Genomic DNA, 22,189 nt, shown 5'->3' on the forward strand with positions numbered 1-22,189 from the left:
GCGCGGTGAACAGGCAGGGGTAGCAGGCAAGCCCGGGCCGGCGCGCGCGGCCCGGGCTGCGTTCAGGGCACGGCCCGTGCGGGCTTGCCCTGAGCCGGGTCGGAGACGGCGTCGGCGCCCGTTTCCAGGCGGCCGGCAAAGCGGCGCCGGAAGCTGCCCTGGGTGGTGGTCACGACGAAGTCGTACCAGTTGCCCTGCAGCCCCACCGGCCAGTGCTGGTCGAGCTGCTTGCCGGGCGGGATATCGAAGGTCCAGGGGCCGTCATCACGATAGGCGGCGGGCGTGACGGTGAAGGTGCAGGCCTTGGTGCCGGTATTGATCATGGTCAGGTAGACGGCGGCATTGGCGATGTCGTAGCACACCCGGATTTCCGGCGCGGTGCCGCCAGCTGCCGCCACGGTGCTGACGTCGCCCTGGAAGGCACGATGGAAGCCGTTCGGGCCCAGCACCCACAGGTCGTATTTGCCGTTGTCGGTGGTGAAGACGTCCCAGCTGCCATTGAGCTGCTTGCCCGGCTCGACCGCATAGCGGCGCGGCACGCGGTCCAGGTGCAGGCGGTCGTAGACATGGAAGACGGCGGCGGCGGTGCCGGTGTTGCTCAGCAGCAGCCACATGGCCTTGGCGCCCGGATCCTCGCGGCCGCTGACATGCAGCTCGTACGGCAGCGCGCGCGAGGGCCGCGTGCCCACCGGCTGGGTGGCCGGGTTGGCGGCCTGGAATGCCACGGTGGGCAGCGCAACCTGTGCCAAGCCGTCCTGATCCGTGCGCAATTTGTCGGCATCGGTCTTGGCGCGGTTGGGGATCACAGGCAGCGCCGCGCTGTTCGGGCTGACGAAGTTGAACGCCGACAGCATGTCGCCGCAGATGGCGCGGCGGTACGGGCTGATATTGGTTTCGGCGACGCCGAAGCGCGCCTCCAGGAAGCGCAGCACCGAGGTGTGGTCGAAGACCTGCGAGTTGACCCAGCCGCCACGGCTCCACGGCGAGACCACGTACATTGGCACGCGGGGGCCGGGGCCATAGGGATGCTTGTCGGTGTGGTACTCGCCGTCGGTGGCGACGGTGGATTGGCCGGCGAGCACGCCGTTGGCATCGTAGGCGGGCGCGCAGGGTGGCGGCACATGGTCAAAGAAGCCGTCGTTCTCGTCGAAGTTGATCAGCAGGACGGTCTTGCTCCAGACGGCCGGGTTCGCCGTCAGCGCATTGAGCACTTCCTGCGTGTACCAGGCACCCTGCACCGGGCTGGAAGGCCCCGGGTGCTCGGAGTAGGTTGCCGGCGCGACGATCCACGATACCTGCGGCAGGCTGCCCGCCGCGATATCGTCCTTCAGTGCCTGCAGGAAGCCGCCGTCCGGCATGGTGTTGCCGATGCCCTTGATAAGCGGGTTGATGACGTCGTCGGCGATGGTATAGGCCGGGTAGGGGCTGCCATTGGACGTATTGCCCCGCGCCTCGTTGGCCTTGCGGTACTGCACGAAGCCAGCCAGCGGATTGTCCGTGAAGTTGTCCGGCATGTTCTGGTACAGCTTCCAGCTCACGCCCGCCGCCTGCAGGCGTTCCGGATACGTGGTCCAGCGGTAGCCACCGGTGGAGGCGCCCATGGAGTCGCCGCTGTTGTCGATCACCGGGCCGCCATTGGCGCCGGTGGGGTCGTTGGTGCCGGTCCAGTGGAACAGGCGGTTGGTGTTGGTGCCGCCATGGAAGCCGCAGTGGTAGGCGTCGCACAGCGTGAAGGCGTTGGCGAGTGCGAACTGGAAGTCCAGCTCGGTCTGGGTGTAGTAGCCCATCGACTGGGTGTTCTTGTAGGTGGGCCACTTGTTCATGCGGCCCAGGTCCCACGCGTTCTGCGCATCGGGGTAGCTGTGCGGCGTGCCGCTGACGCGCTGCGCATTGCCGGCCGTGCTGTCGAGGTGGTACGGCTGCACGATGCGGTTGGTGTAGGCCTGCTGCCAGACATTGAGGCCGCCGGCCAGCGGGATCGGGAAGCGGTCGCTAAAGCCGCGTACGCCCTGCAGGGTGCCGAAGTAATTGTCGAAGGAGCGGTTCTCCTGCATCAGGATCACCACGTGCTCCACGTCGCGGATGGTGCCGGTGGCGTTGTTGGCGGGAATGGCCAGCGCGCGGCGGATCGAGGGCGGGAAGGCGGCCAGCGCCGCGGTGGCCGCGGCGCTGCCGCCGGCCATCTTGAGGAATTTGCGTCTGCTGTGAAGGCTCATCTTTGTTTTATGCTGGACTGTTCGGTTGGCGCGAGGCGCAGGGCCGGTGCCCTGCGGTGCGCTGTTGTTGGCGTCGGGTCGCGGCTGTTCGCGGCTATTCGTTAAGGCGCGCAGCGCAACTGCGGCGTGGCCGCGGGCGGCTGCCCGGGCTGCGCCGGATCGGCGGGCTTGCTGTCGTTGGCGTCGCCGCCGCAGGCTGCCAGCGTGGCGCACAGCGCCAGTGCCACCAGCCAGCCCGGCCGGGCGAAGAAGGAGATCGAAGGCTTCATGATGACGTTTGCTCTCGGGGTAAATGGGTATCAGGGGTTGAGCGTGGACAGCGGCTGGCGCGAGCCGGTGATGGTCTGCAGCTCGGCCAGGCTGAGCTGGCGCGTCCACATGGCCAGGTCGTTGAACTCCATCACGCCCTTGAGCGCGCCGGCGTTGTTCGGCACATAGGCATGCGTGGCATCGTCGTTGATGCCCCAGACCTTGGTGGCCAGGCCGTTGAGCTTGGTCACGTCGGTGTTGGCGATGGCCTTGTTCTCGGTTTTCTGCAGCCCGAGCGCCGGGTCGATGATGTAGGCGCTGAAGGTCTTGGCCGTGGCGTTGACCGACAAGGCCACATAGGCCCACTGGTTGGCACTGACCTTCATGCCCTGGATGTCATCGCGCTTGCCGCCGCTGCCGATGTTGAAGCGGATCTCGCAGCTGCCGAACAGGCCAAGCGCAATGCCGGCGTTGGAGCCCGAGACGTAGTTCTTGTTCGACAGGATCGGCTCGCCGGTGCCATTGCCCTGGGTGCAGTCGGACTTGAACCAGAAGCCGATGGTGAACTGCGGGCTGAGCGCGATATCGGCGCCGCTCTGGGTGAGCTGGTAGGCATCGATTCTCGAATCGACCTTCAGCGCCTTGCCGCCGAAGTTGTCGCTGCTCAGCGAGCCGCCATCGGTGCCGGGGACCCAGGGGCCGATGGTGGTCGTGCCCTTGCTGTCGGTTGCCGGCAGCGTCTCGAAACTGTAGTAAGCGGCCAGGTTGTTGCGCAGCGTGTCGGCCAGCACGATCGGCTTGACGTAGTTGATCTGCGCCAGCAACGCGGTGGGCACCCCGTTGCGCACCAGCGTGTAGTTGAAGCGATACAGACCGCTGGCCGGCACGGCGATGGTTTTGTCCTCATAGGTGGACGTGCCGGCGGGCAGCGTGGCGATCTGCACGCCGTCGCGCAGCAGGGTCATGTTGCCGGTGGCGGTGGTGGGGTTTTGCCATGACAGCACCACCGAGGTGTTGGTGCTGCCTACCACGGACTGCAAGGCGCGCACGCCCGCAGTGCCGGCCAGGGCCGAGCCGTCGATCTGGTACGAGGCGGCGGGCAGGGCCACGCCAACATGCGCGAGCACGGTCGGCAGCAGGTCGGCCTCGGTCGGCAGCGCCGCCAGCGCGTCCGCATTGGCGGGCGCGGCCGGCAGGTTGCTGGCCACCGCCGTGTTGAAGGGCTTGTTGAGCGCGATGAAGGTGGTGCGGTTCTGCACCGTTGGCAGCGTGGTGGTGGAACCCGTCGCGTCCAGGCCGTGGCTGGTGGTCACGGCGACCAGCCAGTCTTCGTTGGCATTGGCCTGGCGGCGCGCCTGCACGGCTGCCAGCAGCTTGCCCAGCGCCTGGTCGAAGCCGGACAGCGCGTTGGCGTAGCCGCCATTCTGGAAGCCTTGGGTGGCTGCGGCCAGGTCGGGCGCACTGAACTGGGTGAAGACCACGTCGTAGCCAGACTGCACCAGCTTCACACCCTCTTGCGTCACGCAGTTGTCGTCTGCGGTGCAGTCGCGCACCGAGTCGAGATTGCCCGCGGCCACGTCGGCCTTGAGCAACGCCGGCAACACCGGTGCGCTGGTGGCGGCGCCACGGCGCAGCGCGCTCGAGCCGCCGCTGGCGCGCAAGTACTGGAACAAGCTCGGCGTGCGCAGGCCGCCTGCCGCGGCGACGTCGTCGCTGATGCCGTGGCGGTTGGCCCAGTTGCCGGCGAGGACCGTGGCCCAGCTCGGGCCGGCAAGCGGCACTTGCTCGGTGGTGGTGCCGAGGCGGCCACCGGTCGACGCCGGCGTGACCGACAGCGTGGCCAGGTTGGGCAACGTGCGTTGGGCGATGCCGTTTTGCAGCTGGCTATAGGTGGCGCCATCCACGCCGACCAGCAGCACTTTCTTGCTGGCAACACCGCTGCTGCCCGTGTTGTTCTGATCGGGGGCCACCACTGCCGCCGTGTCGCTGCCGCCACCGCCGCATGCCGCTACCGTGCCCGCCAGGGCCAGGCCGCATGCCATGCGTGCCTGCTGTTTCCATGCCATATCCGGTTCCTCTTTTCTGTTGTCCAACGCGGTGCGCCGCTCCGGCGGCGCGTCCGATCACGCTCCCCGTGACGCGTTGGCAGAGTAAGAAAAGGGGTTGTCATGCGGGTGACAGGGAGGCAAAGAATGCTGATGCGCCCATTTGTATTCTTGATGGGACAGGCACGCAGAGGCGCAGGCCCTGCCTGGATGGCGGGCTGGAGGACGTGGCAAGCGAGGAAATCGCGGCGGCAGAAATGACCGCAGAGGACGACGACGGGAGGGGAGGCGAGGCGTCGGGCGACGCCTAATGCGACGCACATGGCGACGCGTATTGCGAGGAATATCGCGAGGATCAAGCGTGCTGCGTTGCCCTTGTCATGGCGACTTGGGCAACGCAGCGGCGGCGAGCGCCGCGGACGTCAGGCCTTGGCCGTTTGCGGGGCTGCGCCGCTAGCCTGCGTGCTCGGGCGGCGGACCATCAACGCCAGCAGTGCAGCTACCACGCACGCCGCGCCCGCGGCGTACAGCGCCGGTGTGTAGGTCAGCAGCAAGGTACGGGTAAGGCCCGCGCCAAACGCAGCCGTGGCGGCGCCGACCTGGTGGGCGGCAAAGATCCAGCCGAACACCATCGGCGCGCGCTCCTTGCCGAACACCGAGCCCGCCAGCCTGACCGTGGGCGGCACCGTGGCGATCCAGTCCAGGCCATAGAACATGGCAAAGATGGACAAGCCGTACAGCGTGAATGTGGAGTGGGGCAGCCAGAACAGCGACAGGCCGCGCAGTCCGTAGTACCAGAAGAGCAGCTTGCGGCAATCATAGCGGTCCGACAGCCAGCCCGAGAGAATGGTGCCGACAAAGTCGAATGCGCCCATCATCGCCAGCGCGCCGGCTGCCGGCACGGCGGCCATGCCGAAGTCCGCGCACAGCGAAATGAAGTGCGTCTGGATCAGGCCGTTGGTGCTCAGTCCGCAGATGAAGAAGGTGCCGGCCAGGATCCAGAAGGTCTGGTTGCGGGCGGCGTCGCGCAGCACCACGAAGGGCCCGCGCAAGGTCAGCGGCGTGGGCGCGCTGGGTGGTGCCGGCGCGGCTTGCACGTGCACCGGCACCTCACCGAATGCAGCCAGGCCCACATCGGCGGGACGGTTGCGCATGAAGCAGAACACCAGCACGGCCAGCACCGCGCAGGCGCCCAGCACCGGCACCACCGCGATGCGCCAGCCCATATGCTCGATCAGCCAGGCGGCCACGGGCAGGAATGCCAGCTGGCCGGTGGCCGAGCTGGCGGTCAGGATGCCGATCACCAGTCCGCGGCGCGCGCTGAACCAGCGGCTGGCGACCACGGCCGCGAGCACCAGCGCGGTCAGGCCAGAGCCAACGCCGAGCATCAGGCCCCAGGCAATGAACAACTGCCACAGCTCGGTGGCCACAGTGGCCAGCGCCATGCCGCCGGCAATCAGCGCCAGCGCGGCCCACACCACATTGCGCACGCCGAAACGCTCCATCAGGATCGCCGAGAACGGGGCCATCAGGCCGAACAGCGCAAAGCGAAACGCGAGGATGGACGAGATCTGATCCGTGTCCCAGCCCATCTCGCGCGTCAGCGGCTTGAGGAAGGCGCCGGGCAGGCCGAGCGCGGCCGAGGTGGTCAGCATCACGCAGAAGGTGATAGCCGCGATCAGCCACGCGTAGTGGATGCCGCGCCGGTCGAGCCGGCTGGAAAGCGCTTGAGCGAACATGGGTCGGGTTCCGGGGGCGTTCGGTTTGTCGTGGGGCGTTGGCCCTTGCTGTTACTGCGGATTCGGGCCCAGCAGCATGTCGCGCGCCGCGGCCAGGATGTCTTCGGAAAGGGCATCGCCCTCGGTGGCACGTGCCAGCGTCATGGCGCCCACCAGCGTGGCCAGCTCTCCCAGCGCCAGCTTGCGGCGCTCGGCCGGGTCGGCGTGCTCGACCGTCTTCATCCAGTCCTCGACCATGGTCTTGAAGCCGTCGATGTAGACCTGGCGCACCGGCTTGTCCGCCGGCTCGCGGGCAATGTCGCCGGCGAGTGCCACCGCCGCGCAGCCATCGCCGGGGTTGGTGCAATGCGCCGTGGTGAGGTAGGGCTCCACCAGGCTGGCGCGCATCGCTTGCTTGTCGCCTTGGGCGCGTTCGATGCGGCGCGACCAGCGCCGCGCGGATTCTTCGAAGGCGCGCTTGCTCGCCAGCGCGGCCAGCGCGTCCTTGGACGAGAAGTGCCCATAGAAACCACCGTGCGTGAGGCCGGCGCTGGCCATCAGTTCGGCCACGCTCACGCCGTTCAGGCCGCGCTCGCGGAATAGCTTGGAGGAGGCCTGCTCGATGGCTTCCCTGTGCTTGTCTGCCTGCTCTCGTGATGCGCGCGCCATATCCGGCTCTCCTGCTGAAACTTTGCTTGACCGGATTTTATATGACGACCATAATTTATTCAATAAATGTTGGTCATCATTTAAACCGGCGTCGCCGTGCGGCATCCCGGATGCGGGCAGCGTCGCTTTTCTTTTCCTCTCTTTCTTTTTTTCCTCTGTCTCAGGAGAATCCGTCATGCAGAACTTGTTCGATCTCACCGGCCGCGTTGCCGTCATCACCGGCTCCACCAAGGGCATGGGCCTGGAAATGGCGCGCGCGCTGGGTGCCTCCGGCGCCGCGCTCGTGGTATCCGGCCGTGACCAGGCCACTTCCGAGGCGGTAGCGGCCACCCTGGACGGCGAGGGCTTCAAGGCCAAGGGCATCGCTTGCGATATCGGCAACGTGGAGAGCGTCATGGCGTTTGCCAGGCAAGCGCTGGACGCCTACGGCCGCGTGGATGCGCTGGTGCTGAACGCGGCGGGCAGCGGCACGGCTGGCGCGCTGCTGAGCCAGGGCCCGGAAGTCTTCGAGCAAGCCATGGCCGGCAATGTGCGAGGCAACCTGGTGCTGGTCAATGCGTTGGCGCCGCAGATGATCGAGCGTGGCGACGGCGCCGTCATCTTCATGTCGAGCATCGCTGCCAAGCGCGGCTCGGCCATGCTTGGCATGTACAGCATCACCAAGGCCGCGACGGACGGTGCGGTGCGCAGCCTGGCGCTGGAGCTCGGGCCGAAGGGGATCAACGTGAATGCGATCAACCCCGGACCGGTGCGCACGGAGTTCTCGCGCGAGGCGCTATGGGGTAACCCGGAGCAGGAGGCGCGCCTGGCCGCCGCGATTCCGATGCGGCGGATTGGCGAGGCGAAGGATGTGGCGGGGCTGGCGGTGTTGCTGGCGTCGCCAGCCGGGCGCTTTATCCATGGCCAGAGCATCGGCGTGGATGGCGGGCTTTCGGCGTGAGCCGTTGAGGGTCAACGGTAAAAAGGCAAAAAGGGCAAAAAGGCAAAAAGCTCAACGGTTAGAGGATCGCGCCCCGCAGGTGCCGGGGCGCGCACGCCCCTCAGCTATGCATGCCCGCCAGCCGCATCAACAGGCGCAGCAGCAAAGCCGCCACGCCCAGCGCGGCCACGCTGGCCACCCAGATCAGCACCATCCAGCCGATCCGCTTGAGCCACGGCCTGGGCGGGCCATCCGGCGATTGTCCGCGGTGTTGCGTCGCTGGCATCAGTGATACCCCTCGCCGTGTTTTACCTTGCCTCGGAACACGTAGTAGGCCCACACCGTGTACATCAGGATGAAGGGAATGATGAACAGCGCGCCTACCAGCGCAAAGCCCTGGCTTTGCGGTGGCGACGAGGCGGCCCAGATCGAGATATCCGGGGGCACGATATTCGGCCATACGCTGATCGCCAGCCCGCTATAGCCCAGGAAGACCAGCGCCAGCGTGTACATGAACGGCGCCAAGTGCGCGTGCAGCTGCAACGAGCGGATCAGCCGGTACATGGCAAACGCCACCAGCAGCGGCACCGGCGAGAACCAGAACAGGTTGGGCAGGCTGAACCAGCGCTCGGCAATGCGCGGCTGCGACAGCGGCGTCCAGATGCTGATTACCGCGATGACAGCCAGCAACACCCAGGCCAGCTTGCCGGTGAGTTCCAGCATGCGCTCATGCAGCTTGCCTTCGGTTTTCATGATCAGCCAGGTGCTGCCCAGCACGGTGTACGCCACCACCACGCCAACGCCGCAGAACAGCGGGAAGGGCTGCAGCCAGTCCAGCGGACCGCCCGAGAAGGTGCGCCCGGTCACCTTGATGCCGTCGATATACGCGCCCAGCGAAACGCCCTGGAAGAACGCCGCCACCAGCGAGCCGCAGATAAACGCCTTGTCCCAGACGTGGCGCTCGCGGTCATTGGCCTTGAAGCGGAACTCGAACGCCACGCCGCGAAAGATCAGCCCCAGCAGCATGAAGATCAGCGGCAGGTAGAGCGCGCTGAGCACCACCGAGTAGGCCAGCGGAAACGCGGCCAGCAGGCCCGCGCCGCCCAGCACCAGCCAGGTCTCGTTGCCGTCCCACACGGGTGCCACCGTGTTCATCATGACGTCGCGGTCATGGCGGTCCGGCACGAAGGGATACAGCATGCCGATGCCCAGGTCGAAACCGTCCATCACCACATACATCATCACGCCAAAGAAGATGATGACGGCCCAGATCAGAGAGAGGTCGATGCCCATGATGATCAGCTCCTGCTATCGGCCAGGCGGTTGGTGGAAGCGACCGCGCCAGGTACATCGCCTGGATCGTCCACCGCGGAGAGCGGTCGCGCCGGCGTGCCTTCCACAGCGTGTCCGCCATCGGGTTCCGGATCGCCCTCATGCTCGACCGGGCCTTTGCGCACCAGCCGCATCATGTAGGCGATGCCCACGCCGAAGACGAAGAAATAGGCCACCACGAACAGCGCGAGCGAAAACGCCAGCTCCGGCACGCCGTGCGGCGAAACCGCGTCGGCGGTGCGCATCACGCCGTAGACGACCCACGGCTGGCGCCCGATCTCGGTGGTGAACCAGCCGGCCAGGATCGCGATCAACCCGGCCGGGCCCATCCATAGCGCCATGCGCAGGAACGCGCGCGCGTGGAACAGCTTGCCGCCCCGGCGCAGCAGCAGGCTCCAGAGGCCGAGCAGGATCATCAGCATGCCCAGCCCCACCATCAAGCGGAAACTCCAGAAGATGATGGTGGAGTTGGGCCGGTCCTCTGGCGCGAACTCCTTCAGGCCCTGGATCTGGCCGTCCAGGCTATGGGTGAGGATGAGGCTGCCCAGGCGCGGGATTTCCACCGCGAAGCGGGTTTCCTCGCGCGCCATGTCGGGCCAGCCGAATACGATCAGCGGCAGCGGCTCGTCGCCGCGGTTTGCCCAGTGGCCTTCGAGCGCGGCGATCTTGGCCGGCTGGTGCTTGAGCGTGTTGATGCCGTGCATGTCGCCGATGACGGCCTGGATCGGCGCGACGATCAGCAGCATCCACATGGCCATCGACAGCATCTTGCGGATGGCCGGATTATCGCGCCGGCGCAGCAGGTGCCAGGCGGCGGAGGCGCCCACGAACAGCGCGGTGGCGAGGAAGGCCGCCACGCTCATATGCAAGAGGCGGTAAGGGAACGACGGGTTGAAGATCACCGCCAGCCAGTCCACCGGCACCACGCGGCCATCGACGATCTCGTAGCCCTGCGGGGTTTGCATCCAGCTATTGGAGGCCAGGATCCATGTCGCCGAGATCAGGGTGCCGAGCGCCACCATCAGCGTGGCGAAGAAATGCAGGCCGGGGCCGACCCGGCTCCAGCCGAACAGCATCACGCCCAGGAAGCCGGCCTCCAGGAAGAACGCGGTCAGCACCTCGTAGGCCAGCAAGGGGCCGGTCACGCTGCCGGCGAAGTCCGAGAAGAAACTCCAGTTGGTGCCGAACTGGTACGCCATCACCAGCCCCGACACCACGCCCATGCCGAAGTTGACGGCAAAGATCTTGGACCAGAAATGATAGAGGTCGCGGTAGACCGTGTTTTGCGTGCGCAGCCAGCAGCCTTCCAGCACGGCGAGGTAGCTCGCCATGCCGATGGTGATGGCCGGGAAGATGATATGGAAGGAAATCGTGAAGCCGAACTGGATCCGTGCCAGGTCGAGCGCGCTCAAGCCAAACATGTCGTGATCTCCGTGGGGCATTGGGAACGGGCTTGGCCGGCCAGTTCGGGGGCGGTCCATTCACGTTGCGTTGCAGGCGCACGCGTACATAGAGTAGACCACAGGCCGAGCGCATAGAGGTGCTCTTTTTCGTGGGCCGGCTGGCGTGGCGAATGGCCCGGAGATGTTGCTCGCAAAATGAAACCCGCCGAGGCGGCCGGGTTTGATGCAGGAATGTCCATGGATGGGGCAGCAGTGAGGCTGGGAGATTGGCGGCATGCCATGGACAACATGCTACCGGTAGCTTGCGGTAGATAACAGAAGCAACGGCTCAGAAAAAGACCGGATCAGATTTGAGGGTGGTGTCTTGTTTTGGAGAACGGCTCAGCGGGCGAGCCGTCGCCGGGCGGGCTGCCGCCTGAGCACTCGAAGCAAAGCAAAGCCCCCGGGGACTTGCATCAGCGGAGTCCTTGCTGGGGGCGTTCGGATCACGTCAGGCATTGCCGCGCGTGCGGGCGGCAGGGGCTGCGCTGGTAGGGAGAGACCTATGTGGACGCCTTCCGGATTACAAGCAGATGGCATGTGGTCGACAGGTGACGGCAGCGCGCTTATGTCCGGCCCGTTTGTGCAGGCCGTACAGCGAGATGGCCCATACGGAATTCTCTGACGAGGTCCCCATCTGATTATCGAGCATGGCTACTCGCATTCAAGGCGGTGGACTTTCGCATGCCTGGCGCGCCATATGCCAACTGGCTGGTGGTCGCCTTCATGATCGCGGTTGCGGCGCTGCTGACGCTCGATCCGGGTATCCGGGTGGCGCTCTACGTGGCACCTGTGTGGTTCGCGCTGCTCGGCATCGGCTATCGGCTCACCAAATCGCGTGCGCCGCTTGAGGGGCATGTCCAAAAGTCGGCTTGATCAGTGTCCCGCGCGCTGCCGGTGTTCCTGCGCGGCGGCGCGCGGCGCCGCCGCGGGTCGATCGGCTCGGGAAGCGGTACGCTTTTATCCGTCGATCAACTTCGGATCCCAGGCAAACACGGTCTGTTTCTGCTCGCCAAGCCGCTCGATGCCCAGGGTGATGACGTCGCCCGGCTTCAGGAACTGGGGCTGCGGCTTCTTGCCCATGCCCACGCCGGGTGGCGTGCCGGTGGTGATCAGGTCGCCCGGCTCCAGCGTCATGAAACGGCTCAGGTAACTGACCAGCTGGGCCACCGTGAAGATCATGGTGCGGGTGTTGCCGGTCTGCTGGCGTTCACCGTTCACGTCGAGCCACATCGAGAGGTCTTGCGGGTCGCCGACCTCGTCGGCGCTCACAAGCCACGGGCCGATGGGGCCGAAGGTGTCGCATCCCTTGCCCTTGTCCCAGGTGCCGCCACGCTCGAGCTGGTACTCGCGTTCCGACACATCGTTGATTGTGCAGTAGCCCGCCACGTGGTTCAGGGCATCGGCCTCGCTGACATAGCGGGCGCGGGTGCCGATCACCACGCCTAGTTCCACCTCCCAGTCGCTCTTGACCGAGCCCTGCGGCAACACGACCGGATGATTGCAGCCCACGGCCGAGTCGACCGTCTTGGTGAAGACAATCGGTTCCTTGGGGATCGGCATGTTCGCTTCGGCGGCGTGGTCCGCGTAGTTCAGACCGATGGCAATGAACTTGCGCATGCCGGTCCATGGCACGGCCAGACGGCCCTGTGGGACGATGGGCAAGGTGCTGGCATCGAGGCTGCGCAGGGCCGCCATGCCGGGCTGGGACAAGGTGCTGGGGACGATGTCGGGCAGCACCGGGCTGAGGTCGCGAGCCGTGCCGTCCGTATGCAGCAGTGCGGGCTTTTCTTGGCCCTTGGGGCCGTGGCGAAGCAGTTTCATGGTTGAAATGGGAGCTTAGTTGGACCAACCGCCGTCAATGATCTGGGCGGTACCTGTTGTGAAAGAGGATTCGTCGCTGGCCAGGTAGACGGCCAAGGCCGCAATTTCTTCGGCTCGCCCCAGGCGGGCCATGGGCTGGCGCTCCACGAAGCCCGCCTCGACCTGGGCCAGCGTCTGGCCGGTGGCTTGTGCCTGGGCCGTGATGCGCTCCAGCAGCGACGGTGACATCACCGTGCCGGGACAAATGGCATTGCATCGGATCCCTTTGCCGACAAAGTCGGCAGCGACGGCTTTGGTCAGGCCGATGACGGCGGCCTTGGTGGTGCCGTACACGAATCGGTTGGGGGCGCCTTTGATGCTTCCCGCGACGGATGCCACATTGATGATGGACCCGTCGCCTCGCTCCAGCATGCCTGGCAGGAAGGCCCTGATTGTGCGAAATTGGGCGCGCACGTTGAGGTCGAATGCAAACGTCCACTCGTCTTCCGTGCACTCGAGCAGGTTGCCTGCGTGGACGAAGCCTGCCGCATTGAAGAGCACGTCAACCGGGCCTGCAGCCTCTGCTACGTCGCGAATGGCCTGGGCATCGGTGACATCCAGGACATGGGTGCCGCAAGCAATTTCCTGGCGCAAGGAAGCTAGTGCCTCCTGGTTGATATCCGTCGCGATCACGCGCGCGCCCTGCGCGGCGAAAGCGATCGCGGTCGCTCTGCCGATGCCTTGTCCGGCCGCGGTGACGAAGGTGGTTTTTCCAGCCAGTCGGAGTGTCATGACGATGCTTCGAGTGAGTTCAGGGGTTGCTTTGGGCACTGAAACGCCGTGCTGTTCAGCGCGGAACGAGCAGCTTGCTTCCGGGCACGATGTCGCGTCGATGGGTAAACGGTCCGGTCAGATCACCTTGCCCGGGTTCAGCAGCGCCTGCGGATCGAGCGCCTTCTTGATGACTCGCATCAGCTCGATCTCCTCGGGCGAGCGCGCATGGCCAAGCCATTGGCGCTTGAGGGTGCCGATGCCGTGCTCGGCCGAGACCGTGCCGCCGTACTCACGCACCAGGCCGTACACAATGCCGTCGACCAGTGCCTTGGGCTGCTCTGCCGCGCCAGGCTGGTAGACGATGATATGCAGATTGCCGTCGCCGATGTGGCCGTAGAACAGGGCCCGGACGCTGGGGATGCGGGCATGGAGTACCTCGCGGCAGCGGCGCGCGTAGTCGTCCATGCGAGCCACCGGCAGGCCGATGTCAAAGGCCAGGTGGCCTGGCCACAGCGGGTGCAGTTCGCCGCTGGCATCGCGGATGCTCCAGAACGCGCGGCCGTCGGCCAGCGACTGCGCGAGTGCCGCATTGGGAACCACGCCCGACTCCAGCAGACCGCCCAACCAAGCCTCGAAGCGCTGCGCGTCGTGCACTGGGTCGGTTCCCAGCGCCTCGACCAGCACGTAGGCGCCGTGGGCCGTGTCGTCGCCCTCAAGGGGGTCCCGCACCCCTGGGGCCTGGGTGGTGGCGAACTGCCAGTAGTCGGGCCACATGACCTCGAAGGCCGAGAGTAGCGGCCCCAGATTCTGGCGCGCCGAGTTCAGCAGCGTCAGCACGTTGTCGTAGTCCTTGGCGGCGCAGATCGCCACCATGGCCGAGGCCGGCTTGGGGAACATCCTGAGTACCACCCGTGTGATGATGCCCAGCGTGCCCTCGCTGCCGATGAACAGGTGCTTGAGGTCGAAGCCCGCGTTGTTCTTGATCATCTTGTTGAGGCTGGTGACCACGGTGCCATTCGGCAGCACCACCTCGATGCCCAGCACCATCTCGCGCGCCATGCCGTAGCGGATCACGCGGTTACCGCCGGCATTGGTCGACAGGTTGCCGCCAATCGCGCACGAGCCGCGTGCGCCCAGGTCCAGCGGGCAGAAGAAGCCGGCGGCGGTGGCAGCCTGCTGGATGGTCTCCAGGGGGGTGCCAGCCAGCGCGGTCATGGTGGCCGAGGCCGAATCGACCTCCTCGATGCCCGCCATGCGTTCCAGCGACAGGGCCACCTGACCCGCCGAGGCGCGCGCGCCACCGCACAGGCCGGTCAGCCCGCCTTGGGGCACCACGCCCACGCCGTGTTCATGGCAGATGCGCACCGCGGCGGCCACCCCGGCCGTGTCGGCGGGGCGAACCACGGCCAGGGGGCGGCTGGCCGGCAGGCCGCTGTAGTCGTTGTGGTTGCGCACCGGCACGTCGTTGCCGGCGAGCACGGCCAGCGGGCCCAGCTCGGCAAGCAGGGCATCGATGACCGAAGAGAATTGAGGGGTCTGGTTCATGGCAGGAATCGGAGTGAATATGAGCAATCTGCAAACTGGGGGGCGGCGCGGTCATTGAGCCAACCCGGGGCCCGATCGACCGCGTGCCTCACCCCACGAACCAGCGCAGCGGTGCCATCACGGTCTGCGGGAAGGCCACCATGATGAACAGTACGGCGAACTCGGCCAGCATGAAGGGCAGCACGCCCTTGGTGACTTCGTCCATCTTCATGCGGCCCACGCCGGCTACCACGTTGAGGATGGTGCCCACCGGCGGCGTGATCAGGCCGATCGAGTTGTTGATGATGAACAGCACGCCGAAATAAATCGGGTCGATGCCGGCAGCCTTGATTACCGGCATCAGCACTGGGGTCATGATCAGGATGGTCGGCGTCATGTCCATCGCAGTGCCGACCAGCATCACCAGCACCATGATCGCGATCAGCAGCAGGGTCTGGTTGTCCATGAAGGGCTTGAGCAGTTCCACCATCTGGGCCGGCAGGTTGGCCACGGTGATGAGCCACGATGACACCATCGCGGCGGCCACCAGGAACATGACCACAGCGGTGGTCTTGGCCGCCGTGGTGAAGATCGGGAGCAGTGCGCTCAGCGGCAGCTCACGGTACACCACACTGGCCACGAACAGCGAGTACACGGCGGCCACCACCGCGGCCTCGGTCGGGGTGAAGACGCCCATGCGCAGGCCCACCAGGATGAACACCGGCAGCATCAGCGCCCAGAGGGATTCGCGTGCACATTGCCAGATTTCAGCCTTGGTCTTTTTCTCGGGCAGGACCAGGTCTTCCTTGCGGCCGAGCCACCACCAGGCCGCAGCCAGGCCGACGCCGATCATGACGCCAGGGAAGATGCCGGCGATGAACAGCTTGCTGATCGAGACGTTGGCGGTGACGCCGAAGATCACGAAGCCGATGCTGGGGGGGATGATCGGGCCGATCACGCCGGAGGCCGCGATCAGGCCACCCGAAACTTCCTTCTTGTGGCCTGCCTTGATCATCATCGGCAGCAGCAGCGCGGTCAGCGCTGCGGCGTCCGCCACGGCGGAGCCCGACAGGGCCGACAGCAGGCAGGCGGCCAGAATCACCACATAGCCCAGGCCACCCTTGACATGGCCGACGATCGCCAGCGCGAAGTTCACGATGCGCTGCGAGAGGCCGCCGACGTTCATGATTTCGCCCGCCAGCATAAAGAAAGGCACGGCCAGCAACGGGAAACTGTCGGCGCCATTGATGAAGTTCTGCGCCAGGATCTGCGCGTCGAACAGGTCGAGATGCCACATCAGGGCCACGCCGCTGGCCAGCAGCGCGTAGGCGATCGGAATGCCGAGCGCCATGGCGCCGGTGAGGCCGCCGAGAAAGATCAGTACGGTCATGTTGAGGTCTCCGGTTCTTTTTCTTGTTTCTTATCTGCGTGAGTGAGGCAGCGGCGTGTCGCCCAGGGGGGAGTGGCTTTGCGAGCCGCCGGCAGCGCTCTCGCGCGCTAGCTCGGCCTGGAGGGCCTCGAGCTCGGCCTGTTCCTCGGACTCCTTGACCATCACCAGCTCTTCATCGCTGAGCTGGCCGGTCAGCGCGCGCAGCAATTGCAGCACCAGCAGGAAGCCGGCGCAGACCGAGAACGCTACCCCCGAGCTGTAAAAGATGGCCACCGAGGCCCCGGTGACCGGCGCTTGCACGTCCCAATTGATCTTGGCCTGTTGCCAGCTACCGTCGAAGAACAGCCAGGTGATGTAGAGCATGAGCAGGTGACCCAGTACCAGGCAGACCTTTTTCCCCATTACCGGCAGGCGCGACACGAGCATGTCGGTGCCCAGGTGCGCGTTTTCCTTGATGGCGGCCACGGCGCCCAGGAAGGTAACCCAGACGAACAGCCAGCGCGACAGCTCCTCGCTGATCGCGATGCCAGAATTGAAGGCATAACGCAGCACGACGTTACCGAAAACCAGCACCACCATGACGGCCAGGGCCAGGGCGATGAGAAGGTTAATGAACCGGCAATACCGGTCGATGAGGGTATTGAGCATAGGTTGTCTCCCTGATGGTCTGCGCCATCAATGCTTATCTTGGAACGGAGAAGGGGGGCGACGCCGGCAACCTGGCTGGTGGGCAGGCCGCCAACGCCGACTCAGAGCGCGCGGCCCTGCAGCAGGCCGCGCTCGGCCAGGTTGCCGATGAAGGCGCGCAAGCCAAAGCGCCAGGGGGCGGCGGTCTCGCTGTGTGTCACCCGGTTGTGCAACCCCCCCAGCCAGGCGCTGCGGATGGTGACCACATCGCCGAGCTTGTGGGTGAAGCCGCCGCCGGGCTGGTCGCGGTCTTCAATGGGCGCAAACAGCGTGCCCAGGAAGAGCATGAAGCCGTCGGGGTACTGGTGCGCGGCAAGAGTCTGCGCCACCAGGTCGGCCGGGTCGCGGCTGATGCTGCTCATGGTATTGATGCCGCGCAGCTCGAAGCCGTCCGCACCCGCGACGCGCAGGTGCACGGTCTCGCGGCGCACCTCATCCAGACCGAAGCCCGCGTCGAACAGCCGGATGAAGGGACCGATCGCGCAAGAGGCGTTGTTGTCCTTGGCCTTGCCCAGCAGCAGCGCGCTGCGGCCTTCGATGTCGCGCAGGTTGACGTCGTTGCCCAGGGTGGCGCCGACGATGCCGCCGCGGCTGTTTACCGCCAGCACGACTTCCGGTTCGGGGTTGTTCCAGTCCGAGTCGGCACGGATGCCGATGTCCTCGCCGCAGCCCACCGAGGCCAGCACCGGGGCCTTGGTGAAGACCTCGGCGTCCGGGCCGATGCCCACCTCCAGGTATTGCGACCACAGGCCTTTTTGCTGCAGCAGTGCCTTGAGCGCCATTGCCTGCGACGAGCCGGGACGGATGTCGGCCAGGCTTTCGCCGATCAGCTCGATCACCTGGTTGCGCAGACCCTGGGCCCGGCTGGCGTCGCCCCGCGCCTGTTCCTCGATCACACGCTCTATCAGGCTGGCGGCGAAGGTCACGCCCGCGGCCTTGACGACCTGCAGGTCACAGGGGGCCAGAAGCCAGGGCAACGTCTCGTTGCGGGTGCCCGGCAAGCTGTTGGCCAGCAACTCGTCGACACTGCACAGGCGCCGGCCGGGTGCCCGGCGCGCCGCCTTGGCGGGATGCTCGGTATCGAGCAGCGTGCTCATGGTCGGGTAGTGTTCGCTCAGGTCGAACACGCCCTCCGGCCGCAGGGCGGCGACGGCCGGCCCTGGCAAGGCGCCGCCGACCCAGATACGGCCCACCAGGGTGCCCGCAAGGCCGTCATCCGGCAACACCTGGACGTGCTTCACCGTACCGGCCAGCGTGGCCGCTGTCACTTCGCTCATACGATTTCCTTTCAGGTTACAAGCCGCGGCCCAAGCGGTGCGCCCCGCCCGCGGCGCAGCGCAGCGCTTGCAAGGCAGCGAGGCTCAATGGTTGTGGCGCGGCGTCTTCTCCGCGATGCGCCGGTAGTTCAACGCAAAATCCAGCGTGGCACCGTCGACGAGCTGACCAGTCTTCTCCCGGTACAGCGCTTCCCAGGGGGATTGGCTCTGGGGGATCGGGGGCGCGGGGAGTTCGCGGCGGCGGCGCTCGATCTCTTCGGGAGGCACCAGCGCATCGCAGCGGCCGGCGTTGAGGTCGATGCGGATGAGGTCGCCGCTCTGCAGCCAGCTCAACCCGCCGCCCACCGCGCTCTCGGGCGAGACGTTGAGGATGGAGGGGCTGTCCGCCGTGCCGGACTGGCGGCCGTCGCCCAGGGTCGGCAGGGTCATGACGCCGCGCTGGATCAGGGCGTCGGGCGGCTGCATGTTGACCACCTCGGCCGAACCGGGCCAGCCGATCGGACCGGCGCCACGCATGATCAGGATGCAGCTCTCGTCGATGTCCAGTGCCGGGTCGTTGATGCGCGCATGGTAGTCGTCGGCGCCCTCGAATACCACGGCACGCGCCTCGAAGACGCCCTCTTCGCCTGGGCGGTTCAGGTAGCGCTCGCGGAAACGCTCGGAGATCACCGACGTCTTCAGGATGCCGAAGTCGAACAGATTGCCGCTTAGCACCAGGAAGCCGGCCTTCTCCATCAGCGGCGCATGGAAAGGGAAGATCACCTCGCGATCGCGGGTCTCGCGGCCCTGCAGGTTCTCCGCCACGGTACGGCCGGTGACGCTGAGGCAGTCGCCATGCAGGCGGCCAGCCTGCTGCAGCTCGCACATCAGGGCCGGCACACCGCCGGCGCGGAAGAAGCGCTCGCCCAGGAAGCGGCCCGCTGGCTGCATGTTGAGCAGCAGGGGCAGGTCGTAGGCGTGCTCGGTCCAGTCTTGCGGCCGCAGCTCGACGCCAGCGTGGCGGGCCATGGCCATGATGTGCACCTGCGCGTTGCTGGATCCGCCTGCGCAACTGACCACCGACAAGGCGTTGAGGAAGCTCTCGCGGCTGAGGATGCGCGAGGGGCGCAAGTCCTCGTAGGCCATCTCGACGATGCGCCGGCCGGTCTCGTAGGCGATCTGGCCCCGCTCGCGGTAGGGGGCTGGAATGGCCGCGCAGCCGGGCAGCGACAGGCCCAGGGCCTCGGCCACGGCGTTCATGGTGGAGGCCGTGCCCATGGTGTTGCAGTGGCCCGCCGAGGGCGCGCTGCTGCAGGCGCGCTGCAGGAACTCCTCCTCGTCGATCTCGCCTGCGGCTAGCTGGCGGCGGCTGCGCCAGATCACGGTGCCCGAGCCCACCAGTTCGCCGTTGTGCCAGCCGTCGAGCATGGGTCCGCCGGAGAGCACGATGGCAGGGATGTCGACGGTGGAGGCGGCCATGATGCCAGCAGGCGTGGTCTTGTCACAGCCCGTCGTCAGCACCACGGCGTCGATGGGGTAGCCGTACAGGATTTCCACCAGGCCCAGATAGGCCAGGTTGCGGTCGAGCGCCGCAGTGGGACGGCGGCAGTTCTCGAAGATGGGGTGCACGGGAAACTCCATCGGAATGCCGCCAGCATCGCGGATACCATCGCGCACGCGCCGGGCCAGATCCAGATGGATGCGGTTGCAGGGCGAGAGGTCGCTGCCAGTTTGGGCGATGCCGACGATGGGCCGGCCCGAGCGCAACTCGTCGGGCGTGAGCCCATAGTTCATGAAGCGTTCGAGGTAGAGCGCGGTCATGTCCGAGCGCTCGGGATCGGCGAACCAATCGCGGGAGCGGAAGGCACGGCTGGCTTTCTTGTCCATGTCGAAACCTGTAGCGGAGAAGTCAGGGAGTGGAAGAACGGCGCGTCGCTGCTGCTCCGCGCCTGCGAGGATTACTTCACCGCGACGGAGCTGGTCTTGCGGACCTTGGCCAGCTCGCTCATCAGCTCGTTCGTCGTTTCCTCACCGAACTCCTTGCTGTACTTGGTCAGCACCGGCTGCAGCTTGGCGCGCAGCTTGGCCTGCTCGGCCGGAGGCAATTCGGTGACCTGCATGCCGGCCTTCTTTAGCTCCCCCAGCGCCTTGTCGCCGAAGGCGCGGATGGTCTTGCGCTCATACAACGTGGCCTCGCGCGCGGCCTCTTGCACAATCTTCTGCTCCTGCGGCGACAAGCCGTCCCAGGTCTTCTTGGACATCAGCAGCACCCAGGCGCTGTACATGTGGCGCGACAGCACCAGGTACTTTTGCACCTCGTAGAACTTGCTGGCCAGGATGGTGGCGGTCGGGTTCTCCTGGCCATCCACGGCTGCCTGCTCCATCGCCGAATAGAGCTCGGTGAAGGGCATGGGTGTGGCGTTGGTACCCAGCGCATTGAAGGTATCCAGGAACAGCGGGCTCTGGATCACGCGCAGCTTGAGCCCGCCGAGGTCGTCGGCCCGGTTGATAGGGCGACGCGAGTTGGTGACGTGGCGAAAGCCGTTCTCCCAGTAGCCCAGGCCGATGAGGCCCTTCTCGGGCAGCTTGGCGAGCAGCTTCTGGCCAAAGGGGCCATCCAGCACGGCATCGGCTTCCTGCTCGTTATTGAAGGTCAGCGGCAGGTTGAGTACGCCAAAGGGCTTGATCAGCGACATCAACGTGGAGGTGTCGGGGACCGTCATCTCCAGGGTGCCGCCGCGCAGCGCCGAGGTCATGCTCACGTCATTGCCCAGCGAGCCGCTGGCATACAGCTTGGCGACCAGCTTGCCGCCGCTGCGGGCCGCGAGTTGTTCGGAGAAATGCTTGACGGCCATGGCCTGAGGATGGTCTTCGCTCAGGCCGACACCGACCTTGAACACGCGTTCCTTGATTTGCGCAGACACCGGGCCGGCAAGCATGGCCAGCGCCGTGGCGGCCATGGCGAGGGATTTCAACTTCATCAATGTCTCCAATGGATTGATTTTGTCGCGACGGTTCTGCGTCATCGGCGCCACGCTAGACCTCTTCAGGGCCGTCTCGACGCAGGCGAGAGGTTAGGTCTGGCACCTGTACCGGTCCACTGAATTTTTTGCTAGGATCCATTCCAAATGCTTATGAGCTCAGAAATTTTCTCGGGTAAACCCCTGTCCATGGCGCAGGCCTGCGGGCGGCTGCGATTCCGACATCTCCAGTTCCTCGACATCCTCGGTCACACCCTCAACCTGAGGCTTACCGCCGAGCAGATGCACATCACGCAACCGGCGGCCACCAAGATCCTGATGGATATCGAGGAAATCCTGGAGGCACGCCTGTTCGAGCGCCTGTCACGCGGCATGCTGCCCAACGAGCTGGGCCTGTTCATGCTGCGCTATGCCGACGCCGTGCTGGCCGGGCATCGCAAGTTCGTGGATGAATTCAACGCACTCAAGCAAGGGGGGCATGGCCACCTGTCCATCGGCGCGATCACGGGCTCGGCCGCGCACCTGCTGATGGCCACGGTGGCTGAGATCCAGCGCCGGCGTCCACTGCTGGTGCTCAGGATCCTGGAGCAAAGCAGCGACCAGCTGGTGATCTGGCTGACCGAGCGCAAGATCGACCTGATGATCGGGCGCTTCACAGACGAGGCGCACAGGGCCCAGTTCCAATACGAGCGCCTGTCCAGCGAACCGCTGCAGGTGGTGGCCGGGCTCGATCACCCTTTGCGCGGGGCGCACGATCTCGATCTGACCAAGCTGGCCCACTGGCCCTGGATTCTCTACCCGCGCTCCACGGCCGTGCGCAAAGTGTCTGACGATATCTTCGGCCGCACCGGGCTCGCACTCACGTCCGGCGTGGTCGAGACTCCCTCTTTCCTGTTCGCCCTGGAACTGATGCAGAGCACGGACATGCTGTCGCTGCAACCAGCCGCCCTGGTGGACAAGTACGTGAACAGGGGCCTGCTGGCCCGGATCCCCATCGAGCTGCCGGACCGCATGCCCGACTACGGTCTGATCACGCGCCTGGGCGAGGCGCCGACCCCCGCCGCGCAGGCATTCATGGAGGTACTGCGCGAGAAGGCGGGCAGCGCTGGCGAAATCGCCTGAATCGGGCTGGCGATCGCCGGGGGAGTGGCCAAATCCGTCAGAAAAGGGGGGGTATTGTCTAC

19 protein-coding genes are annotated in these 22,189 nt (G+C 66.1%); 3 read left to right on the top strand and 16 right to left on the bottom strand.

Translation table 11 applies throughout. The features are described from left to right. Positions 1-62: 62 nt before the first annotated feature. From ACX12D_RS23950 to ACX12D_RS23970, 5 genes are all read right to left on the bottom strand, one after another. Positions 63-2,216 carry a phosphocholine-specific phospholipase C gene (locus ACX12D_RS23950; protein ID WP_459375954.1) on the bottom strand — a complete coding sequence of 718 codons (2,154 nt, stop codon included), beginning with the start codon at positions 2,214-2,216 and terminating at the stop codon, positions 63-65. 101 nt (positions 2,217-2,317) lie between these two features. Continuing rightward, positions 2,318-2,485, bottom strand: coding sequence for a hypothetical protein (locus ACX12D_RS23955; protein ID WP_459375955.1), 168 nt, complete (start codon positions 2,483-2,485; stop codon positions 2,318-2,320). Positions 2,486-2,515: 30 nt separating this feature from the next. Further along, positions 2,516-4,531, bottom strand: a complete 2,016-nt coding sequence (locus ACX12D_RS23960) for a LamG-like jellyroll fold domain-containing protein (RefSeq protein ID WP_459375956.1) — start codon at positions 4,529-4,531, stop codon at positions 2,516-2,518. A 401-nt stretch (positions 4,532-4,932) separates the two neighbouring features. Further along, complete coding sequence (locus ACX12D_RS23965) at positions 4,933-6,249, bottom strand: MFS transporter (RefSeq protein ID WP_309404313.1); 1,317 nt, start codon at positions 6,247-6,249, stop codon at positions 4,933-4,935. Between the two features lie 51 nt (positions 6,250-6,300). Beyond that, entirely contained in the window at positions 6,301-6,897 is a 597-nt protein-coding gene (locus ACX12D_RS23970) for a TetR/AcrR family transcriptional regulator (RefSeq protein ID WP_459375957.1), read from the bottom strand. A 175-nt stretch (positions 6,898-7,072) separates the two neighbouring features. Between ACX12D_RS23970 and ACX12D_RS23975 the strand changes: the two genes are divergently transcribed. Further along, positions 7,073-7,837: an SDR family NAD(P)-dependent oxidoreductase gene (locus tag ACX12D_RS23975; protein ID WP_459375958.1), complete on the top strand. Its 765-nt coding sequence runs from the start codon at positions 7,073-7,075 to the stop codon at positions 7,835-7,837. 100 nt (positions 7,838-7,937) lie between these two features. On the opposite strand, the gene ACX12D_RS23980 is transcribed toward ACX12D_RS23975, so the two are convergent. The 3 genes from ACX12D_RS23980 to ACX12D_RS23990 are packed head-to-tail and all read right to left on the bottom strand — an operon-like array spanning position 7,938 to position 10,569. After that, positions 7,938-8,102: a DUF2474 domain-containing protein gene (locus ACX12D_RS23980; protein WP_459375959.1), complete on the bottom strand. Its 165-nt coding sequence runs from the start codon at positions 8,100-8,102 to the stop codon at positions 7,938-7,940. After that, the gene (cydB, locus tag ACX12D_RS23985; protein ID WP_459375960.1) at positions 8,102-9,109 is read right to left on the bottom strand and encodes a cytochrome d ubiquinol oxidase subunit II; all 1,008 of its coding nucleotides are present in this window, start codon (positions 9,107-9,109) and stop codon (positions 8,102-8,104) included. Before cydB ends, ACX12D_RS23980 begins: the two co-directional genes overlap by 1 nt. A 5-nt stretch (positions 9,110-9,114) precedes the next feature. Then, positions 9,115-10,569: a cytochrome ubiquinol oxidase subunit I gene (locus ACX12D_RS23990; RefSeq protein ID WP_459375961.1), complete on the bottom strand. Its 1,455-nt coding sequence runs from the start codon at positions 10,567-10,569 to the stop codon at positions 9,115-9,117. Positions 10,570-11,274: 705 nt separating this feature from the next. Here ACX12D_RS23990 and ACX12D_RS23995 point away from each other — a divergent pair. Further along, positions 11,275-11,466, top strand: a complete 192-nt coding sequence (locus ACX12D_RS23995) for a hypothetical protein (RefSeq protein ID WP_459375962.1) — start codon at positions 11,275-11,277, stop codon at positions 11,464-11,466. A gap of 84 nt (positions 11,467-11,550) precedes the next feature. Here the strand turns inward: ACX12D_RS23995 and ACX12D_RS24000 are convergent, their stop codons facing one another. The 8 genes from ACX12D_RS24000 to ACX12D_RS24035 form a co-directional block, all read right to left on the bottom strand. Then, positions 11,551-12,414 carry a fumarylacetoacetate hydrolase family protein gene (locus tag ACX12D_RS24000; RefSeq protein WP_459375963.1) on the bottom strand — a complete coding sequence of 288 codons (864 nt, stop codon included), beginning with the start codon at positions 12,412-12,414 and terminating at the stop codon, positions 11,551-11,553. A 15-nt stretch (positions 12,415-12,429) separates the two neighbouring features. Beyond that, positions 12,430-13,185: an SDR family oxidoreductase gene (locus ACX12D_RS24005; RefSeq protein WP_441635311.1), complete on the bottom strand. Its 756-nt coding sequence runs from the start codon at positions 13,183-13,185 to the stop codon at positions 12,430-12,432. Positions 13,186-13,302: 117 nt separating this feature from the next. Then, a complete protein-coding gene (locus tag ACX12D_RS24010; RefSeq protein ID WP_459375964.1) occupies positions 13,303-14,712 on the bottom strand; it encodes an FAD-binding oxidoreductase in 1,410 nt (469 codons plus the stop codon). Positions 14,713-14,800: 88 nt separating this feature from the next. Beyond that, positions 14,801-16,081, bottom strand: coding sequence for a TRAP transporter large permease (locus ACX12D_RS24015; RefSeq protein ID WP_441635307.1), 1,281 nt, complete (start codon positions 16,079-16,081; stop codon positions 14,801-14,803). A 30-nt stretch (positions 16,082-16,111) separates the two neighbouring features. Then, entirely contained in the window at positions 16,112-16,729 is a 618-nt protein-coding gene (locus ACX12D_RS24020) for a TRAP transporter small permease (RefSeq protein WP_017224235.1), read from the bottom strand. A gap of 101 nt (positions 16,730-16,830) precedes the next feature. Continuing rightward, on the bottom strand, positions 16,831-18,045 hold the full coding sequence (locus tag ACX12D_RS24025; RefSeq protein ID WP_459375965.1) for a fumarylacetoacetate hydrolase family protein: 1,215 nt from the start codon (positions 18,043-18,045) through the stop codon (positions 16,831-16,833). Between the two features lie 84 nt (positions 18,046-18,129). After that, a complete protein-coding gene (locus ACX12D_RS24030) occupies positions 18,130-19,911 on the bottom strand; it encodes an IlvD/Edd family dehydratase (RefSeq protein WP_459375966.1) in 1,782 nt (593 codons plus the stop codon). A 71-nt stretch (positions 19,912-19,982) separates the two neighbouring features. After that, on the bottom strand, positions 19,983-21,005 hold the full coding sequence (locus tag ACX12D_RS24035; RefSeq protein ID WP_441635300.1) for a TRAP transporter substrate-binding protein: 1,023 nt from the start codon (positions 21,003-21,005) through the stop codon (positions 19,983-19,985). Between the two features lie 153 nt (positions 21,006-21,158). On the opposite strand from ACX12D_RS24035, the gene ACX12D_RS24040 reads away from it, so the two are divergent. Then, a complete protein-coding gene (locus ACX12D_RS24040; RefSeq protein WP_459375968.1) occupies positions 21,159-22,127 on the top strand; it encodes a LysR family transcriptional regulator in 969 nt (322 codons plus the stop codon). The last annotated feature ends 62 nt before the right edge of the window (positions 22,128-22,189 follow it).

The organism is Cupriavidus sp. PET2-C1, assembly GCF_054515855.1.

Bases quoted from the DNA above. Each gene is read 5' to 3' on its own strand.
- ACX12D_RS23960 (WP_459375956.1), bottom strand. From the start codon at position 4,531: ATGGCATGGAAACAGCAGGCACGCATGGCATGCGGCCTGGCCCTGGCG.
- ACX12D_RS23980 (WP_459375959.1), bottom strand. From the start codon at position 8,102: ATGCCAGCGACGCAACACCGCGGACAATCGCCGGATGGCCCGCCCAGG.
- ACX12D_RS24030 (WP_459375966.1), bottom strand. From the start codon at position 19,911: ATGGACAAGAAAGCCAGCCGTGCCTTCCGCTCCCGCGATTGGTTCGCC.
- ACX12D_RS24020 (WP_017224235.1), bottom strand. From the start codon at position 16,729: ATGCTCAATACCCTCATCGACCGGTATTGCCGGTTCATTAACCTTCTC.
- ACX12D_RS23995 (WP_459375962.1), top strand. From the start codon at position 11,275: ATGCCTGGCGCGCCATATGCCAACTGGCTGGTGGTCGCCTTCATGATC.
- ACX12D_RS24040 (WP_459375968.1), top strand. From the start codon at position 21,159: ATGAGCTCAGAAATTTTCTCGGGTAAACCCCTGTCCATGGCGCAGGCC.
- ACX12D_RS23965 (WP_309404313.1), bottom strand. From the start codon at position 6,249: ATGTTCGCTCAAGCGCTTTCCAGCCGGCTCGACCGGCGCGGCATCCAC.
- cydB (WP_459375960.1), bottom strand. From the start codon at position 9,109: ATGGGCATCGACCTCTCTCTGATCTGGGCCGTCATCATCTTCTTTGGC.
- ACX12D_RS23975 (WP_459375958.1), top strand. From the start codon at position 7,073: ATGCAGAACTTGTTCGATCTCACCGGCCGCGTTGCCGTCATCACCGGC.
- ACX12D_RS24010 (WP_459375964.1), bottom strand. From the start codon at position 14,712: ATGAACCAGACCCCTCAATTCTCTTCGGTCATCGATGCCCTGCTTGCC.
- ACX12D_RS24015 (WP_441635307.1), bottom strand. From the start codon at position 16,081: ATGACCGTACTGATCTTTCTCGGCGGCCTCACCGGCGCCATGGCGCTC.
- ACX12D_RS24000 (WP_459375963.1), bottom strand. From the start codon at position 12,414: ATGAAACTGCTTCGCCACGGCCCCAAGGGCCAAGAAAAGCCCGCACTG.
- ACX12D_RS24035 (WP_441635300.1), bottom strand. From the start codon at position 21,005: ATGAAGTTGAAATCCCTCGCCATGGCCGCCACGGCGCTGGCCATGCTT.
- ACX12D_RS24005 (WP_441635311.1), bottom strand. From the start codon at position 13,185: ATGACACTCCGACTGGCTGGAAAAACCACCTTCGTCACCGCGGCCGGA.
- ACX12D_RS23990 (WP_459375961.1), bottom strand. From the start codon at position 10,569: ATGTTTGGCTTGAGCGCGCTCGACCTGGCACGGATCCAGTTCGGCTTC.
- ACX12D_RS23950 (WP_459375954.1), bottom strand. From the start codon at position 2,216: ATGAGCCTTCACAGCAGACGCAAATTCCTCAAGATGGCCGGCGGCAGC.
- ACX12D_RS23970 (WP_459375957.1), bottom strand. From the start codon at position 6,897: ATGGCGCGCGCATCACGAGAGCAGGCAGACAAGCACAGGGAAGCCATC.
- ACX12D_RS23955 (WP_459375955.1), bottom strand. From the start codon at position 2,485: ATGAAGCCTTCGATCTCCTTCTTCGCCCGGCCGGGCTGGCTGGTGGCA.
- ACX12D_RS24025 (WP_459375965.1), bottom strand. From the start codon at position 18,045: ATGAGCGAAGTGACAGCGGCCACGCTGGCCGGTACGGTGAAGCACGTC.